We start from the raw sequence: 15,473 nt of genomic DNA on the forward strand, positions 1-15,473 counted from the left end.
GGTCGGTGGGGTCCGGACCCGACGGGCCCCACCGTCCCGGACCGGATTCGCCACGGCAGGGCAGGCCGGGGCGCCGGCTCACGACGGGTGCGTCAGAACAACGGCCACGGCACCGCGGAGCCGTGGCCCGGCGGTGGCGGGAAGATGCCGACGGCCCGCAGCGCCGCACACCGCGCGCGCACCGTGTCGACTTCCTCCGGCGTCAGGTGTTCGGCGAGTTCGTCGCCCAGGGCACCGCGGAGCGCCTCCGACACCCGGTCGAGCCCCTCGAGTTCGTCCGGCCCGAGCGGCTCGCCGATCCACCCCCACAGCACCGTGCGGAGCTTGTGCTCGACGTGGAAGGCCAGCCCGTGGTCGACACCGAACCGGTGTCCGTCGGGCATCGCCAGCACGTGGCCACCCTTGCGGTCGGCGTTGTTCACGACGACGTCGAAGACGGCCATGCGGCGCAACGCCTCGGAGTCCTCGTGCACGAGCGTCACCGGCTGGTCGTGCTCGTCGATCGCCTCGAGCACGGGCAGCCACGGCGAACCGTCCGCCTCGGCGGCCTCGGGGGTGACGAGGTCGACGGCGTCCTGGTCCGGGTCGATCGTCTGCCAGCGCTGCACCATGCCGGGGCCGAACGGTCCGTCACCGAGCCACGTCGGTGGCACGATGCCCCAGCCGAACGCCTCGGACACCAGGTGCGCGGCGACCTCGCGGCCGGCGAGCGTGCCGTCCGGGAAGTCCCAGAGCGGGCGCTCCCCCTCGATCGGCTTGTAGACGACCGCCTCGCCGTCCAGCTCGGCCAGGAACGTCGCGTTCGAGGCCTCGCGGATCCGCGCCGTGATGCTCAGTGAGCCGTCGCTCATGCGTCGCCGGGCGGACGGCCGGCGGCGACGATCTCGCGGGTGCGTTCGACGAACGCGCGCGCGGTCCCGACCGGGATCTTGACCTGGAAGAGCTCGTCGGGTTCGGGGATCTCGACGACCGCCTCGATCTCGAGGCCGTCCTCGCTCTCCTCGGACACGATCTCGACGTCGTCGTCGATCGGGTACGCCTCGATGACCACCTGCGCCGTCGACGGGTCGAAGCCCAGGCTCAGGGCACCGGCACGGAACTCGGGCTCCACCGGCTGGTCGAGCGGTTCCGGGTCGCGGAGCTCCACGGGGGCGGTGTCCGGCACGCTGAAGCGGTTCGCCTCGACCGTGGCGACCTCGTCCAGCAGCTCGTCGATCTTCTCGGCGAGCACGGCGGTCTGCTCCTTCTCGAGGGCGACGCTCGTGACGCGCTTGCCGGAGCGGGCCTGCAGGTAGAAGGCGCGCTCGCCCGGACGGCCGATGGTGCCGACGACGAGGCGGTCCGGCCAGTCGAAGCCGTGGACGATGGAGGGCATACCCGCATTGTAGGAGTGCGGGCCTGCGCCCGTTCAGGGTCTGGCAGGGCCTGCCTCGGACGGGGCCTCCGGATGTCCGGCCCCGCCGCCGACCGCCGCGTCCCCGCTGGGCGCCGGAGCGGTCGCGAGCCACGAGAGATCGCCGGACTCGGTGTTCGTCGCGACCACCTCGGGCCGGTGCTCGCCGTACCGCACGACGGAGACCGACGCCGGCCCGACGCCGATGCGCTGGAACAGGTCGAGGTGCATGCCGAACGCGTCGGCCAGGACGGACTTGATGATGTCGCCGTGGCTCACCGCGACCCAGACCGCTCCGGGCCCGTGCTCCGCCTCGACCTCGGCGTCGATGCGCCGGACGGCCGACACCGCCCGGGACTGCATGGTCTGCATGGACTCACCGCCGGGGAACACCACGGCGCTCGGGTTCGCCTGCACCGTCCGCCAGAGCGGCTCCTTCGCCAGGTCGGCGAGCTTCCGCCCCTGCCACTCGCCGTAGTCCGCCTCGGTGATCGCCCGCTCGATGGCCGACGCGGGGTCGCCCGACTGGCGCTCCAGGATCGCCCGGGCCGTCTGCCGGCACCGCTCGAGCGGACTCGACACGACGGCGACGACCGGCACGGCCGCGATGCGCTCCGCGGTGCGGTCGGCCTGCTTCCGGCCGACGGCGTCGAGTCGCACGCCGGCGGTGCGTCCGGCGAGCACGCCCGTGGCGTTCGCGGTGGTGCGTCCGTGTCGGACGAGGAGGACGGTCGCCATGTGCCCGATCCTAGGCGGCGATCACCGGCGCCCCGGCCAGCCGACCGTCCACCACCGTGACGAGTTCGTCGAGGGTCCCGCGGTGCACCAGGTCGTGGGTGACCAGCATCGTCGCGGTGTCGCGCTCGCGCGTGAGTCGCGCGATGAGCTCCATGATCGCCGCGCCGCGCTCCTGGTCCAGCGCGCTCGTCGGCTCGTCCACGAGCAGGACGTCGGGTTCGTGCACGAGTGCCCGGGCGATCGCGACGCGCTGCCGCTGCCCGCCGGACAGCTGCGCCGGCCGCTTGTCCAGGTGGTCGGACAGCCCCACCGCGTCCAGCAGGTCGTCGGCCCGGTCCCGGAGCCCTTCCGCGCGACGACCGCCGGCGGGGTGCCGCTCGCCGAGGTGCGCCATCACGAGCAACTGCTCCCGTGCGGTCAGCGACGGCAGCAGGTTCGACTGCTGGAACACGATCCCGATCCGCGCACGCCGCAGCGCGGTGGCTTCGTCCCGGGACAGCGCGGCCGCGTCGACGTCGCCGATGAGCACCCGACCGGAGTCCGGCCGGATGAGCGTCGCGGCGACGGCGAGCAGCGACGACTTGCCCGATCCGGAGGGGCCGGTGACGCCGGTCACGACGCCGGGCCGGGCGACGAGGGACACGTGGTCGACCGCGGTGATCCGCCGATCGCCGTCGGGGAAGGTCACGGTGACGTCGTCGAGGGTGATCATCGGTTGCTCCCGAGGGCGGTGAGGGGGTCGGCGGAGGTGACGGTGCGCAGTGCCACGGCGGCGCCGGCGAGTCCGAGGACGGCCATCGCGGCGGCCGGCACGACGGTGGTGACCGGGCTGAGCAGGAACGGCAGTGCACCGCCGGCGAGCGCGCCGAGTCCGACGACGGCCAGCATCCCGACGCCGATCCCCAGGACGAGCACGACGAGCGCCTGTCCGAGCGCATCGCGGACGAGTGATCCGGTGCTGGCGCCGAGGGCCTTGAGCACCGCGACGTCACCGGCGCGCTGCATGGTCCAGACCGTGAAGAACGCCCCGACGACGAGCGCGGACACCCCGAAGAGCATGACGATCATCAGGCCGAGCGACCCGATCTCGGACCGGAAGGTCTCGAGGGCGGTCAGCGACGCGAGCGGCGACGCGGCGGACGTGCCGGTGGACGCTGCGACGGCGTCCCAGTCCGGGCTGCCGCTGACGGCGAGGACGGTCGGCGCACCGTCGCCGCCGAGTCGCCGGTCGACCGCGGCCCACGCCTCCGGGGTCATGGCGAGCACCGGCGTGTGGCTGTACCAGGCGTCGCCGCCGACGACGGCGACGCGGTAGTCCGTCCCGGTGACGGTGATGCGGTCGCCGACCTGCACGCCGAGGTCGGCCGCAGCCCCCGACGACAGCCCGACCTGGTCGTCGCGACCCGGGGCGAGGTCGGTGACGGGGGTCGACCGAGCGCCCGTCGGCAGCCCGACCAGCGCGACGCCGACGGCCGCGCCCGACGCAGCAGCACCGGACCCCGCGGCGCCGGACCCCGCCCCCGCCGTCGCCCGGCCCTGGACGATGCCCACCGGCATCACCGCGTCGACCCCGGTGGCCGCCTGCCAGCCGTCCACGGCCCGCTGCCCGATGGTCGAGTCGCCGAACGACGGCTGCCCGGCGGACGGTTGCTGCAAGACCAGGCGGTCGCCGGGCAGGTCGAGCACGGCGGAGACGTTCTGCGCTGCGAGCCCACCGGTCAGCCCGGCGAGGAACCCGACGAGCAGGGTGATGAGTGCCACGACCGAGCCGATGAGGACGAACCGACCGCGGGCGAACCGGAGATCGCGCCAAGCGACGAACACGGAGTTCCCTTCCCTGGTCACGGACGCTCCGCGACCACGACTCCCAGCCTCGCCGCGGCGCTCCCCCGCGGCATCGCCGGAGGGTTCGGTCCTCCGATCGAACTTTCGGTTGATCTGCACCGGCCGGCGCCTCCGTACGCTGGGGACCACATGGCGCACAGCACCCTCACCCCGGTCTTCGTCGGTCTGCGGACCGGCCTGCACGTGCTGTCGGCCGCGCTGCTCACCCTGGTCGTCGTGCGGGTGCTCGTGGACGGTGACCCCGGCACGTGGGTGCGGCTGGTCCTGGCTGCGGTGTTCGCGGGCGTGTACCTGCTCGGGGCGTTCGTGGCACGCGGCGACGGCCGCCGTCGGACGGTCGCCGGTGCGGTCTGGCTCGTCGCCCTCACCCTCGTCTGGATCGCCCTGCTCGTCGGAGTCCCCGAGGCCGCCTACCTCGTCTTCCCGCTCTTCTTCCTGTACCTGCACGTCCTGCCGCGCATCGTCGGACCGGTGGCCGTCATCGCCGCGACCCTGGTCGCCGTCGTCGCCCTCGGACTGCACGGCGGCTTCACCGTCGGTGGTGTGGTCGGCCCGCTCGTCGGAGCAGGTGTCGCCCTGCTCATCGGTCTGGGGTACCGGGCGCTCGCGCGCGAGGCGGTCGAACGCGAGGCCCTGGTCGCCGAGCTCCTCGCCACGCGCGACCGGTTGGCCGTCACCGAGCGCGAGCAAGGCGTCCTCGCCGAACGGGCCCGGTTGGCCCGTGAGATCCACGACACGGTCGCGCAGGGGTTGTCGAGCATCCAGATGCTGCTGCACGCGGCGGAACGCGCGGACGGGGAACGTCCGGGGACGGAGCACATCCGGCTCGCCCGTGAGACCGCTGCCGAGGGCCTCGCCGACACCCGGCGGTTCATCCGCGAACTCGCACCACCGGCGCTCGAACGCGGACTCGGAGCAGCGCTGGAACGGTTGGCCGGCTCCCAGTGGTCGCGCGACGGCCTCGACGTCACGGTCGACGTCGCGGAGGCCTCGTTGCCGATGGACGTCCAGACCGCGCTGCTCCGCATCGCCCAGGGCGCCGTCGCCAACGTGGTGCAGCACGCCGCGGCCACCCACGTCCGACTGTCACTCACCGTGGACGGTCAGGAGGCCCGGCTCACCATCGCGGACGACGGCGTCGGTTTCGACCCGGTCGCCGTCCACGACCGGTCGGGCACGACCGACTCGTTCGGGTTGCGTGCCACCGAAGAGCGCGTCGAGCAGTTCGGCGGCCGGCTCGAGGTCGACTCGGCCCCTGGCCGCGGGACGACGCTCGTCGCGACCCTGGAGGTCCGGTGATCCGCATCCTCATCGCCGACGACCACCCGGTGGTCCGCGCCGGGCTCCGAGCACTCCTCGACGGCCTCGACGGCCTCGTCGTCGCGGGCGAGGCGTCCACCCCCGACGAGGCCGTGGACCTCGCCGCCCGGCTCTCGCCGGAACTCGTGCTCATGGACCTGCAGTTCGGGCAGGACCTCACCGGGGCGGACGCGACGCGACGGATCCGCGCGCTCGACGCCGCGCCCTACGTGCTCGTGCTGACGAACTACGACTCCGACGGGGACATCCTCGGTGCAGTCGAGGCCGGCGCGAGCGGGTACCTGCTCAAGGACGCGCCCCCGCACGAACTCGTCGCGGCCGTCCGCGCCGCCGCGTCCGGACAGAGCGCCCTCGCGCCGACGATCGCGGGTCGGCTCATGGCGCGGATGCGCGCCCCGTCGGTGAGCCTGTCGGCGCGGGAGCTCGAGGTGCTGCGCCTCGTCGCCGAGGGCGCGTCGAACGGCGCCGTCGCCGCTCGCCTGCACATCAGCGACGCCACCGTGAAGTCGCACCTGGTGCACGTGTTCTCGAAACTCGGGGTGTCCTCGCGCACGGCCGCGGTCTCCGAGGCCCGCGCCCTCGGCATGCTCCGCTGACGACCGCACCCTTGACGGGCCGTCGGCGGACCGATCAGATGGTCACATGACCCGGCACCCTCGAGGGGCCCTGTTCGCCACGTCGACGATGACCGGCTTCGGCATCGCCACGTGGGTGACCAGGACGCCCGCCATCCGCGACGAACTCGGGGCGTCGATCGAGGCGATGGGGCTCGTGCTCCTCGGGCTGTCGATCGGGTCGATGATCGGGATCCTCGGTGCCGGTGCGCTCGTCCGCCGCCTCGGGACACGACCGTTGATCCTGCTCGGTGGCGCGCTGCCCGTGGTCGGGATGGTCCTCGTCGCCCTGCTCGCCCCGGCGCAGGCGCCGGCGGGTGTCTGGGCGGGGCTGTTCCTGATCGGGTTCGGGTCGGGGGTCGCCGAGATCGGGCTGAACGTCGAGGCCGCCGCGGTCGAACGGCGCATCGGCCGCCCGGTGGTGCCGGTGCTGCACGCCTGCTTCAGCCTGGGGACCGTCGTCGGCGGGGTCGTCGGCATCGCGATGACGGCTGCCCGGACACCGGTGGTCGTGCACCTGCTCGTGGGGGCTGCGGTGATGGCGGCACTCGCGGCGTTCGCTGCCCTCAACCTGCAGCCCCTCCCGCGTGCCGGAGTGCAGACGGAGGGAGCCGAGACCGCAGACGCCGCCGGCACGTCCCGCGTCACCACGGCGACCCGCCGCTCCGTCATCACCGTGCAGCTCGCGCTCATCGCGGTGATCACGCTCGCGATGGCCTTCGCCGAGGGCGCCGCCAGCGACTGGCTCCCGCTCCTGATGACGACCGACCACGACGCCCCGGAAGCGGTCGGCTCGCTCGTCTTCACCGGCTTCGCGCTCGCCATGCTCATCGGCCGGTCGGCCGGCACCCCGCTCGTCACGCGGCTCGGGCGAGGCCCGGTCGTCCGGCTCTGCGCAGCGGTCGGCGGGGTCGGGGTCCTGCTCGTGGTGGTCTCGCCGAGCCCGGTCGTCACGGCGATCGCCGCGGCCGTCTGGGGACTCGGCATCGCCCTCGGGTTCCCCCTCGCGATCTCGGCAGCGGGTGACCACCCGACCGACGGGGACCGCCGGGTGTCGGTCGTCGCCACCGCCGGGTACATCGCGTTCCTGGTCGGACCGCCCCTGCTCGGCTTCGTCGGCGAGCACCTCGGGCTGCAGGCCGCGATGCTGGTGCCCCTCGTGCTGCTCGTCGCCGCCTTCGTCGTCGCCCCCGCCGCCCGCGAGTCCCGCGACTGACACACCGTCGATGCCTCAGTCGACCCGGCCCGACCAGACGCCGAGGTCGCCGACCTCCCAGTGTGCCCGGAACACCCGGGGTTTTACGTCCGGCGCACGCTCTCCTGCCGGTAGAGCTGTCCGGCGTTGACCACTCAGAGGATCGGCAAAGACACGCCCGGAAATCCTGACGTTGTACATTTTGGATGACAGCATGCATTGTGGTCACACTCAGCAGCGAAGCTGAGTTCAGACCTCAGCATCGAAGCTGAAGGAAAGGACGTCACCACCATGAAGCAGTCCACAGTTCGGCGCATCGCTTCCACCTGCACCATCACCGCCGTCGTGGTTGCGGGGGTCCTCGTGGGTTCACCTGCGAACGCCTCGACCGAAACAGCTCTGCACACCCAGCTCACGCAGGAACAGGTAGCCGCACTGGGCGCTGGCGTCGACCAGGCCCATCGCGTTTTCGATGGCCGAGCAGCCCGTGACGCCGGCGCCCCCACCGACGCGGTGTCGCAGTTCGCAGCGGGATACCAGGCCGGCGGCGGGATGGTCGAGAACACCACTGTCGATCGGAGCGAATCAGGTCGTCTGGACGGCATCTCGATCACAGCCTGCAAGGGCAAGAACTCGTTCGACGTCACTGGGGCGCAGGCGAACCTCTACATCAACTCGTGCAAGACGGACGAGGTGGTCAAGGGGATCCAGGGTGGTGTCGCCGTTGCAACCTTGATCGGATCGATCCTCGCGGTGACCGGTGGAGGAGCGGCAGCGGCCGGAGTGGCAGCAGCCGGCTTTGCCCTCGGCGCCGTGCTGATCGACAACAAGAACAAGGGCAAGGGTGTGAAGTTCTGGGCGAATCCCCTCACAGCCGGCGTCAGCTCGCAGTAATGACGAACACCCGATTGGATCCCTGATGAAGCTCCCGCACCTCCTGGCGATCACGGTCATCGCGCTCCTGCTCGGTGCCGGGTCCGCTCTTCTTGGTTACGCGTCCACCTACCCGGAAGGCACCCCTCGCTGGGAGAACCTGATGGATGTCGGCGGCGCATTCACAGTGGCTTCAGCCGTCGTCGGCGCCGCATGGATGCTCTCCCAGGGCCTGCTGCGACGGCACCAGCGTCACAAGTCCTGATCCCCCAAGCCGACGAGAACGAGGCCCCCTCCCAAGAGGGGGCCTCGTGAGGATCTGGCCGCGAGCAGAACCCAGCAAACGGCGCTGCGGGCGCGGGTCCGGGCGCGCCGCCCCGCGGATCGGTACGGTCGATCCCATGCCGTTCTTCCGCGACAGCCCCCAGCCGACCACCCCCTCGAAGATCCAGGCGGCGTGGTCCGACTCGACGGGCCGCCTCGCGACGCGGTGCCTGCAGGTGATCATCGTCGTCGTGGTCATCGCCGGCGTCGTCTACGCCGGCAGCGTGCTGAGCGTCGTCACCATCCCGGTGCTCCTCGCGCTCATCATCGCCTCGGCCATGCACCCGATCGTGTCCTGGTTGCGCAAGCACAAGGTGCCGTCGGTCCTGGCGACCCTCGCGGTGCTCATCGGCGTCCTCGCGGTGCTCGGGCTCATCGGGTGGCTCATCGTCGTCGCCGTCGAGAACCAGTGGTCGCAGCTGCAGAAGTCGGCCGTCGACGGGTTCCAGCAGTTGCAGGACTTCGCGAAGAACCTGCCGATCTCGATCTCGGACAAGCAGGTCGACGACGCCGTGGCGTCCGTCACCGACTTCATCACGAGTGCGCAGTTCGGCTCCGGCGCCCTGGCCGGTGCCTCGGCCACCGCGAACTTCCTGACCGGCCTCGTGCTGATGATCGTGGTGCTGTTCTTCTTCCTGAAGGACGGCCCGAGCATCTGGGAGTTCCTGCTCCGCCCGTTCACCGGTGAGCGCTACGACCGTGCACGCCGGGTGGGCGACCGGGTGGTCTCGACCCTCGGCGGGTACGTGCGCGGCACCGCCACGGTCGCCGCTGTCGACGCCATCGGCATCGGTGTCGGCATCGCGATCGTCGGCGTCCCGCTGGCACTCCCCCTGGCCGTCGTCGTGTTCATCACGGCCTTCATCCCGATCGTCGGTGCGACGGCAGCCGGCATCCTGGCCGCCCTGGTCGCGCTCGTCGCACTCGGTCCGGTCCAGGCGCTCATCGTCGTCGGGATCGTGATCCTCGTGAACCAGCTCGAGGGCAACCTGCTCCAGCCGGTGCTGATGGGACGCACCCTGAAGCTGCACGGCCTGGTCATCCTGATCGGCCTGACCGCGGGCACCGTCCTGGCGGGCATCACCGGTGCCATCATCTCGGTGCCGCTGCTGGCCGCCGCGTGGGGCGCGATCCTGGTCTGGGACGGCCCGAACACCCCCGCGCGTCCGTGGCGCAAGAAGCGCAACGAGGACGTCACGGCCCACGAACTCCCCTCAGACTGACACCATGGACCCGTGCTCGTCTCCATCGTCTACATGAGTCGCGCCGTCGTCCCGTTCGACGACGGCGATCTCGCGACGCTGCTGGACGGCTCACGGCTCCGCAACGAGGCGCTCGGCGTCTCCGGGCTGCTCGTCGTGAAGGGCGGCCGCTTCATGCAGTTGCTCGAGGGCCCCGCGTGGAGCGTCGACGACCGGTTCGCCGCCATCAGCCGTGATCCGCGGCACGGCGAGGTCAAGTCGCTCATCCGCGAGGACATCGAGCGACGACGCTTCGACGGTTGGTCGATGGCCTACCGCTCGCTCGACGACGCGGACGTCCAGGCGGAGCCGGGCTTCAGTCCGTTCCTGTCCGGCGAGACGGACTTCCCGCGGTCGTTCGACCGCACGAGCGCCGCGTGGCTGCTCAAGTGGTTCCGCGACCGCGAACTCCACGACCGCTGAACGCCTCGTCGACGACGCCGAGCAGCCGGTCGCGGTGCGCCGGGTCCGCCGTCGCCGTCAGCACCACCCGCCACATCGTCGCGACTGCGGGGAACAGGTCGGCTCGTCCGGTGCGGACGTCGGACACCAGTTGCACGCCCGTGAAGTACGGCACGACGGTGGAACCGAGCTGTTCTGCGGTCAGGTCGGTGCGGAGCTCGCCGCTCGCGATCGCCAGCCGGAACACGTCGACGATCCCGCCGATCCACTGCTCGTAGAAGCTGACCGTCGCCGCGTGGAACTCGCCGCGCTCCAGTGACAACCGGATGCCCGCGCGCACGATCGGGTCGGTCCGCAGCAGGTCCGCGATGGCTCGTGAGGCGCCGACCAGTGCAGCTGCTGGTGACTGCTCGGTGTGGCTCACGACGTCGAAGGTCCGGACGTTCTGCTCGTCGATCACACCGAGCGCGAGAGCCAGCTTGGTCGGGAAGTGGAAGTGCAGCGCCCCCTGCGAGACGCCCGCCCCGCGGGCGATGGCCGCAATCGTCGCGGCGGCGAAGCCGACGCGGTCGAACTCCTCCGCAGCGGCCACCAGGATCTGCTCACGTCGTTCCACGTGACCAGTCTGACGGCCTGGAGGCGCGGGGCGGGCGTGCCCCGTGCCTCCAGACCGAGGGGTGGTCGCGTCAGACCGCGTCAGGCGACCCGCGCGCTCAGGTGAGCGCCAGCAGGGTGTTGACCTGCTCGTTGATGCCGGTCAACGTCGAGATCGGCTTGCCGTTCGCGTAGACGTTGTCGAAGGCCGGCTGCAGCAGCGCCTGCACGTCCGCCGGGTTGCGGGTGACGGGGAACAGGAACGTGGTCTTCTCCTCGACCTGCCGGGTGAAGGCCGACACGTCCAGCCCGCGCTTCCGGAACGACGCGACCGCCGCCTCGGTACCGGCGGGACGGGCCGGGAACACCACGCCTGCGCGGCCGACGATCTCCTGCGCGGTGTCGCTGCCGAGGAACGCGACCCACTTCGCCGCCGCCTCCGGGTCCTTCGCCTGCTTCGTGATCGAGTCGCCGAGTCCGTTGAACATCGACGCCCGCTTGCCCGTCGGCCCGATCGGCGTCGGGGCGACGGCGATGTCGAGGTCCTTCATGTTCAGGTACGTGCCGATCATCCACGAGCCGTTGAACGACAGCGCGCACTTGCCGGCGCCGAGCTGCACGTCCGGGCCGGTCGTCGTCGAGAAGACGCCGTACTTCGCCATGTAGCCCTTGTCGGCCAGGCGGTAGTACCAGGCGAGGGTGTCCTGCACGGTCTTCTCGTCGTAGCGGAACTTGTCGCCCCACGGGTTCTCGTTCGTGTAGAACCAGTTGGTCGACCCGGTGAAGGGCGACCACTGCGTCTGGCCGAAGCCGTCGCCGCCGGACCCGTTCGACGAGATGCCGTAGACCTCGACGTTCTCCTTGTCGAAGCCGGGCTCGTCACCCCGCCGACCCTTGGAGTCGATGGTCAGGTGCGCGAGCATCCGTTCGAACGAGCCGCCGTCGTCGGGGTTCCACTCGAGCGTGGCGAGCTCGTCGTCCGAGACGCCGGCCTTCTGCATCGCCTTCCGGTCGTAGAACATCCCGATGGTGTCCCAGTCCTTCGGCGAGCCGTAACGGTGGCCGTCCTGGCCCTTCCACAGCTCGGCGAGGCCGGACTGGTAGTCGTCGTCGCTGATGGACTTCGTCGCGTCGAGCTCGTCGAGCTTGTAGAGCACGTCGAGGTCGGAGAACTGCGGGAACTTCGTCAGGTGGTCGGTGAAGACGTCCGGCGCGGTGCCGGCGATGAACCCGGCCGTCAGCTTGGTCCAGTAGTCCGCCCACCCGAGCTGGGTGATCTGCACCGTGATGTCGGGGTTCTCGCGGTGGAAGGCCTTCGCGACCTGCTGGTAGGCGGGCAGCTGGTTGGAGTCCCAGAGCCAGTAGCTCACGGTGCGGGCGCCGCCCTTCGAGGCGGTCCCCCGGCTCGGGGACGAGCAGGCGGCGAGCGCACCGAGGGCGAGGGCTGAGGCGCCGCCGGCGAACAGTGCGCGGCGGGAGAGGGTGTTCGTCATGGTGTGGTCCTGTCCGTGCCGGGGCTACTTGATCCCGGAGAAGCCGATGGAGTTGACGATCCGCTTGGCGAAGACGCCGAACAGCACGATCATCGGGAGCGCCGCCACGAGGGTCGCGGACATCAGCCCGGCCCAGTCGGTGCCGGACTGCGGGGACTGCGACTTGAAGACGCCGAGTGCGACGGTGAGCACCCGCGAGCTGTCGGTGTACGACACCATGAGCGGCCAGAAGTAGTCGTTCCAGCTCGTGATGTACGTCAGCACGGCGAGCGTCGCGATCGGTGCGGCGGCCATCGGGATGACGAGCCGGAAGAACACCCGGACCTTGCCCGCGCCGTCGATGAGCGCGGCCTCCTCGACCTCCTTCGAGATGCCGAGGAAGAACTGCCGCAAGAAGAACACCGCGAACGGGGTCATGAACATCGTCGGCAACGCGATGCCGAGCAGGTTGTCGACGAGCCCGAGCTGCTTGATGAGCGTGAAGTTCGGCAGCAGCGTGAAGATCGCGGGCACCATCAGGCCAGCGAGGAACACCCCGAAGACCTTGTCGCGTCCGGGCCAGCGCAGTCGGGCGAAGGCGTACGCGGCGGCGGCCGAGAAGAACACCTGGCCGACCGTGACGAGCGTCGACACGATCACGGAGTTGAGCAGGTACCGCCAGAAGTTCAGGGCAGCGCCGGAGCCACCCTGGGCGAGGGCCTCCTCGGTGGACTGCAGGCCGAGGACCCGCTCGAACCCGCCCAGGCTGAACCCGACGGGCAGCAGCGACGTGGGGTCGGAGTTGATCGCACCGTTCGACGACAGGGCGGTGCGCAGGATCCAGTAGAACGGGAACAGGGTGACGACGATGACGATGATCATCGCGACCCAGGCGAGGACGCGGCCGACCGACGGACGGCGACGGTGGCCGGCTCCCGGACGGGGCGGGCGCTTCGTGGTGACGGAACGGGTGAGGGTCGTGGTCATGGTGCGGCGCTCCGTTCAGTCCAGGTCCGACTCACCCGAGCGGGTGAGTCGGTACTGGATGATCGTGATGATGCTGAGGACGATGAGGAGCGCGACCGAGACCGCGGACGCGTAGCCGAACTGGAACCGGCCGAACGCCAGGTTGTAGATGTAGTTCTGCACGACGTTCGTGGCGTTCGCGGGGCCGCCCTGCGTGGTGACGGCGACGGTGTCGAACACCTGGAACGACCCGATCACGGTGATGATGAGCACCAGGGACAGGATCGGGCGGAGCAGCGGCACCGTGATGCGCCAGAACATCTTCCACTCGCTCGCACCGTCGATGCGGCCGGCTTCGTAGACCGTCTCGGGCAGCGACTGCAGGCCGGCGAAGATCAGGAGCGCCGTGTAGCCGACGTGCCGCCACACGTTGATGAGCGCGATCGACGGGATGCCCCAGACGTCGCTCTGCAGGAACGGGATGCGGTCCAGGCCGAGGGCCGCGAGCATCTCGTTGCCGATGCCGAGCTGGGTGTCGAGGATCCACAGCCAGACGAGCGCCGCGACGACGTTCGACACCAGGTAGGGCGCCAGGACGATGCCGCGCACGAAGGTCGACTTCGTCAGGCGGTGCATCATCACGGCGATGAACAGTGCGACGACCGTCTGGATGACGATGTTGATGAGCACGTACTCGATCGTGACGACCATCGAGTGCCAGAAGATCGAGTCCTGCACGAGCCGGGCGTAGTTCTGCAGCCCGGTGAACTCCGGCTCGGTGAGCAGGTTGTAGGACGTGAAGCTCAGGTAGATGCCCCGCACGGTCGGCCAGGCGAGGAACACCACGAAGCCGATCGCGGCCGGCGCGATGAACAGCAGCGCGAGCCACAGGTCGTTCCGGGGACGGCGGCGGCGTGGGACGGTGGTGCTGGCGAGCGGGAGGTCGGCTGCCCGACTCCTCCGTCTCGTGCTGGCGGTCGTCAAGGGTGACGACACAGGGCTCTCGGTGGCCATCGCGACTCCTTCGTCTGCGGTGGACTGACGTGCAGCAGTCCGTGAGCCGGGAATCTACACGTGGTGACACCGGGTGGCAAGAGGCTTTTTCATGCTCTGAATCCGGGGTTGTCACGTGTAGACAATCGTGTCAGGATGGCGGTCGATCGCATCGGCGCGACCTGCCCGGCGACGCATCCCTCACCCTGGAAAGGTCACTGATGATCTCTGTCGGAATGGTCGGCGCGGGCCAGTTCGCCCCCCAGTTCGCCAAGCTGTTCAAGCTCCACCCGGACGTCGACCGCGTCTTCGTGACCGACCTCGTCGACGACCGCGCGTCGGAGCTCGTCGAGTCGCAGCACCTCGACGGCACGTTCGCCGACTTCGACGCCGTGCTCGCCTCGGACGTCGACGCCGTCGCGATCTTCACCCAGCGCTGGACGCACGGTCCGCTCGTCGTCAAGGCGCTCCGCGCCGGCAAGCACGTCTACTCGGCGGTGCCGATGGCGATCTCCGTCGACGAGATCCGCGACATCATCGAGGCCGTCCGCGAGACCGGGCTCACCTACATGATGGGCGAGACGAGCTACTACAACCCCGCGACGGTGTTCGCCCGCAAGCAGGTCGCCGACGGCGCCTTCGGCCGGGTCTTCTACTCCGAGGGCGACTACGTGCACGACATGGACCTCGGGTTCTACGCCGCGTACCAGTTCAGCGGTGGCGAGGACTGGAAGCGCACCGCCAGCTACCCGCCCATGCTGTACCCGACCCACTCGGTCGGCGGCGTCCTCGGCGCCATCCCCGGCCACGCGGTCAGCGTCAGCTGCATCGGTGTCAAGGACGACCGGGGCGACGGCGTCTTCGACAAGGACGTCAGCCAGTTCGACAACGACTTCTCGAACGCCACCGCGCTGTTCGAGCTCGACAACGGCGGCGTCATGCGCATCAACGAGATGCGCCGTGTCGGCTACCCGTCGCACATCCGCGAGTCGCGCTTCCGCTACTTCGGCACCGAAGCCAGCTTCGAGCAGCTCGCGAAGACCAGCGTCTGGCAGGACAAGGAGGACTCGCACGACATCAGCGACAAGATCAACACGCAGGCGACGATGGACCTCGACGACCCGCGTCTCGCCGGCGTCGACCCCTCGCTGCGCGACGCGTTCGTGTCCGGCTACGCCGAGGTGCACGACACCGACCGCCTGCCCGCCGAGTACGCCGGCGTGCCGACCGGGCACGAGGGCTCGCACCAGTTCCTGGCCGACGACTTCGTCCGCGCCGTCGTCGACCGGACCCTGCCGCCGGTGAACGCCTGGACCGCCGCACGTTTCACGCTGCCCGGCATCATCGCCCACCAGTCCGCACTGCAGGGCGGCGCACGCCTCGAGGTGCCGGACTTCGGGGACGCCCCGGAGACGACCTCGGCGGTGCCCTCGTCTAGTATCGCCAGCGAATAGCAAGTGGTGTTCGGGTGTCGGTCCGCACGGGCCGGCACCCGAACGCGAC

Annotated in this window: 17 protein-coding genes; 8 read left to right on the plus strand and 9 right to left on the minus strand. The window is 70.5% G+C overall.

What is annotated here, in order from left to right:
- Window positions 1-92: 92 nt before the first annotated feature.
- Genes EDF40_RS07105 through EDF40_RS07125 form a run of 5 tightly spaced genes read right to left on the minus strand, consistent with a single transcriptional unit; the run spans window position 93 to window position 3,955 of the window.
- Window positions 93-851: an SCO1664 family protein gene (locus EDF40_RS07105; RefSeq protein ID WP_123338603.1), complete on the minus strand. Its 759-nt coding sequence runs from the start codon at window positions 849-851 to the stop codon at window positions 93-95.
- Entirely contained in the window at window positions 848-1,375 is a 528-nt protein-coding gene (locus tag EDF40_RS07110; RefSeq protein WP_123291859.1) for a DUF3090 domain-containing protein, read from the minus strand. The genes EDF40_RS07105 and EDF40_RS07110 overlap by 4 nt, the downstream gene beginning before the upstream one ends.
- A gap of 33 nt (window positions 1,376-1,408) precedes the next feature.
- A complete protein-coding gene (locus EDF40_RS07115; protein ID WP_123338602.1) occupies window positions 1,409-2,131 on the minus strand; it encodes an MSMEG_4193 family putative phosphomutase in 723 nt (240 codons plus the stop codon).
- A gap of 10 nt (window positions 2,132-2,141) precedes the next feature.
- Window positions 2,142-2,843, minus strand: coding sequence for an ABC transporter ATP-binding protein (locus EDF40_RS07120; RefSeq protein ID WP_123338601.1), 702 nt, complete (start codon window positions 2,841-2,843; stop codon window positions 2,142-2,144).
- Complete coding sequence (locus tag EDF40_RS07125; RefSeq protein ID WP_123338600.1) at window positions 2,840-3,955, minus strand: ABC transporter permease; 1,116 nt, start codon at window positions 3,953-3,955, stop codon at window positions 2,840-2,842. Before EDF40_RS07125 ends, EDF40_RS07120 begins: the two co-directional genes overlap by 4 nt.
- A 150-nt stretch (window positions 3,956-4,105) precedes the next feature.
- Between EDF40_RS07125 and EDF40_RS07130 the strand changes: the two genes are divergently transcribed.
- The 7 genes from EDF40_RS07130 (at window position 4,106) to EDF40_RS07160 (ending at window position 9,966) form a co-directional block, all read left to right on the plus strand.
- A complete protein-coding gene (locus EDF40_RS07130) occupies window positions 4,106-5,275 on the plus strand; it encodes a sensor histidine kinase (protein ID WP_123338599.1) in 1,170 nt (389 codons plus the stop codon).
- Window positions 5,272-5,892, plus strand: a complete 621-nt coding sequence (locus tag EDF40_RS07135) for a response regulator transcription factor (protein WP_123338598.1) — start codon at window positions 5,272-5,274, stop codon at window positions 5,890-5,892. The genes EDF40_RS07130 and EDF40_RS07135 overlap by 4 nt, the downstream gene beginning before the upstream one ends.
- A gap of 46 nt (window positions 5,893-5,938) precedes the next feature.
- On the plus strand, window positions 5,939-7,126 hold the full coding sequence (locus EDF40_RS07140) for an MFS transporter (protein WP_123338597.1): 1,188 nt from the start codon (window positions 5,939-5,941) through the stop codon (window positions 7,124-7,126).
- Between the two features lie 270 nt (window positions 7,127-7,396).
- Complete coding sequence (locus tag EDF40_RS18855; RefSeq protein WP_148053767.1) at window positions 7,397-7,999, plus strand: hypothetical protein; 603 nt, start codon at window positions 7,397-7,399, stop codon at window positions 7,997-7,999.
- A gap of 25 nt (window positions 8,000-8,024) precedes the next feature.
- On the plus strand, window positions 8,025-8,243 hold the full coding sequence (locus tag EDF40_RS07150) for a hypothetical protein (protein ID WP_123338595.1): 219 nt from the start codon (window positions 8,025-8,027) through the stop codon (window positions 8,241-8,243).
- A gap of 136 nt (window positions 8,244-8,379) precedes the next feature.
- Window positions 8,380-9,525 carry an AI-2E family transporter gene (locus EDF40_RS07155; protein WP_123338594.1) on the plus strand — a complete coding sequence of 382 codons (1,146 nt, stop codon included), beginning with the start codon at window positions 8,380-8,382 and terminating at the stop codon, window positions 9,523-9,525.
- A 12-nt stretch (window positions 9,526-9,537) separates the two neighbouring features.
- Window positions 9,538-9,966, plus strand: coding sequence for a BLUF domain-containing protein (locus EDF40_RS07160; protein ID WP_123338593.1), 429 nt, complete (start codon window positions 9,538-9,540; stop codon window positions 9,964-9,966).
- On the opposite strand, the gene EDF40_RS07165 is transcribed toward EDF40_RS07160, so the two are convergent.
- The 4 genes from EDF40_RS07165 to EDF40_RS07180 all read right to left on the minus strand — a co-directional run bounded on the left by EDF40_RS07165 (window position 9,929) and on the right by EDF40_RS07180 (window position 13,961).
- On the minus strand, window positions 9,929-10,561 hold the full coding sequence (locus tag EDF40_RS07165; protein WP_185002865.1) for a ScbR family autoregulator-binding transcription factor: 633 nt from the start codon (window positions 10,559-10,561) through the stop codon (window positions 9,929-9,931). The two genes, EDF40_RS07160 and EDF40_RS07165, sit on opposite strands and share 38 nt — an antisense overlap.
- A gap of 97 nt (window positions 10,562-10,658) precedes the next feature.
- Entirely contained in the window at window positions 10,659-12,032 is a 1,374-nt protein-coding gene (locus EDF40_RS07170; protein WP_123338591.1) for a sugar ABC transporter substrate-binding protein, read from the minus strand.
- A 24-nt stretch (window positions 12,033-12,056) separates the two neighbouring features.
- Window positions 12,057-12,998, minus strand: a complete 942-nt coding sequence (locus EDF40_RS07175) for a carbohydrate ABC transporter permease (RefSeq protein ID WP_123291849.1) — start codon at window positions 12,996-12,998, stop codon at window positions 12,057-12,059.
- A gap of 15 nt (window positions 12,999-13,013) precedes the next feature.
- Complete coding sequence (locus tag EDF40_RS07180; RefSeq protein WP_123292300.1) at window positions 13,014-13,961, minus strand: carbohydrate ABC transporter permease; 948 nt, start codon at window positions 13,959-13,961, stop codon at window positions 13,014-13,016.
- A gap of 230 nt (window positions 13,962-14,191) precedes the next feature.
- Between EDF40_RS07180 and EDF40_RS07185 the strand changes: the two genes are divergently transcribed.
- Window positions 14,192-15,424 (plus strand): Gfo/Idh/MocA family protein, encoded by a 1,233-nt coding sequence (locus tag EDF40_RS07185; RefSeq protein ID WP_333925394.1) that lies wholly within the window; start codon window positions 14,192-14,194, stop codon window positions 15,422-15,424.
- Window positions 15,425-15,473 lie beyond the last annotated feature (49 nt).

Source organism: Curtobacterium sp. PhB170 (assembly GCF_003752345.1).
In the GTDB taxonomy this organism is placed as follows: Bacteria; Actinomycetota; Actinomycetes; order Actinomycetales; family Microbacteriaceae; genus Curtobacterium.

Bases quoted from the DNA above. Each gene is read 5' to 3' on its own strand.
- EDF40_RS07105 (WP_123338603.1), bottom strand. From the start codon at position 851: ATGAGCGACGGCTCACTGAGCATCACGGCGCGGATCCGCGAGGCCTCG.
- EDF40_RS07110 (WP_123291859.1), bottom strand. From the start codon at position 1,375: ATGCCCTCCATCGTCCACGGCTTCGACTGGCCGGACCGCCTCGTCGTC.
- EDF40_RS07115 (WP_123338602.1), bottom strand. From the start codon at position 2,131: ATGGCGACCGTCCTCCTCGTCCGACACGGACGCACCACCGCGAACGCC.
- EDF40_RS07120 (WP_123338601.1), bottom strand. From the start codon at position 2,843: ATGATCACCCTCGACGACGTCACCGTGACCTTCCCCGACGGCGATCGG.
- EDF40_RS07130 (WP_123338599.1), top strand. From the start codon at position 4,106: ATGGCGCACAGCACCCTCACCCCGGTCTTCGTCGGTCTGCGGACCGGC.
- EDF40_RS07140 (WP_123338597.1), top strand. From the start codon at position 5,939: ATGACCCGGCACCCTCGAGGGGCCCTGTTCGCCACGTCGACGATGACC.
- EDF40_RS18855 (WP_148053767.1), top strand. From the start codon at position 7,397: ATGAAGCAGTCCACAGTTCGGCGCATCGCTTCCACCTGCACCATCACC.
- EDF40_RS07150 (WP_123338595.1), top strand. From the start codon at position 8,025: ATGAAGCTCCCGCACCTCCTGGCGATCACGGTCATCGCGCTCCTGCTC.
- EDF40_RS07155 (WP_123338594.1), top strand. From the start codon at position 8,380: ATGCCGTTCTTCCGCGACAGCCCCCAGCCGACCACCCCCTCGAAGATC.
- EDF40_RS07170 (WP_123338591.1), bottom strand. From the start codon at position 12,032: ATGACGAACACCCTCTCCCGCCGCGCACTGTTCGCCGGCGGCGCCTCA.
- EDF40_RS07175 (WP_123291849.1), bottom strand. From the start codon at position 12,998: ATGACCACGACCCTCACCCGTTCCGTCACCACGAAGCGCCCGCCCCGT.
- EDF40_RS07185 (WP_333925394.1), top strand. From the start codon at position 14,192: ATGATCTCTGTCGGAATGGTCGGCGCGGGCCAGTTCGCCCCCCAGTTC.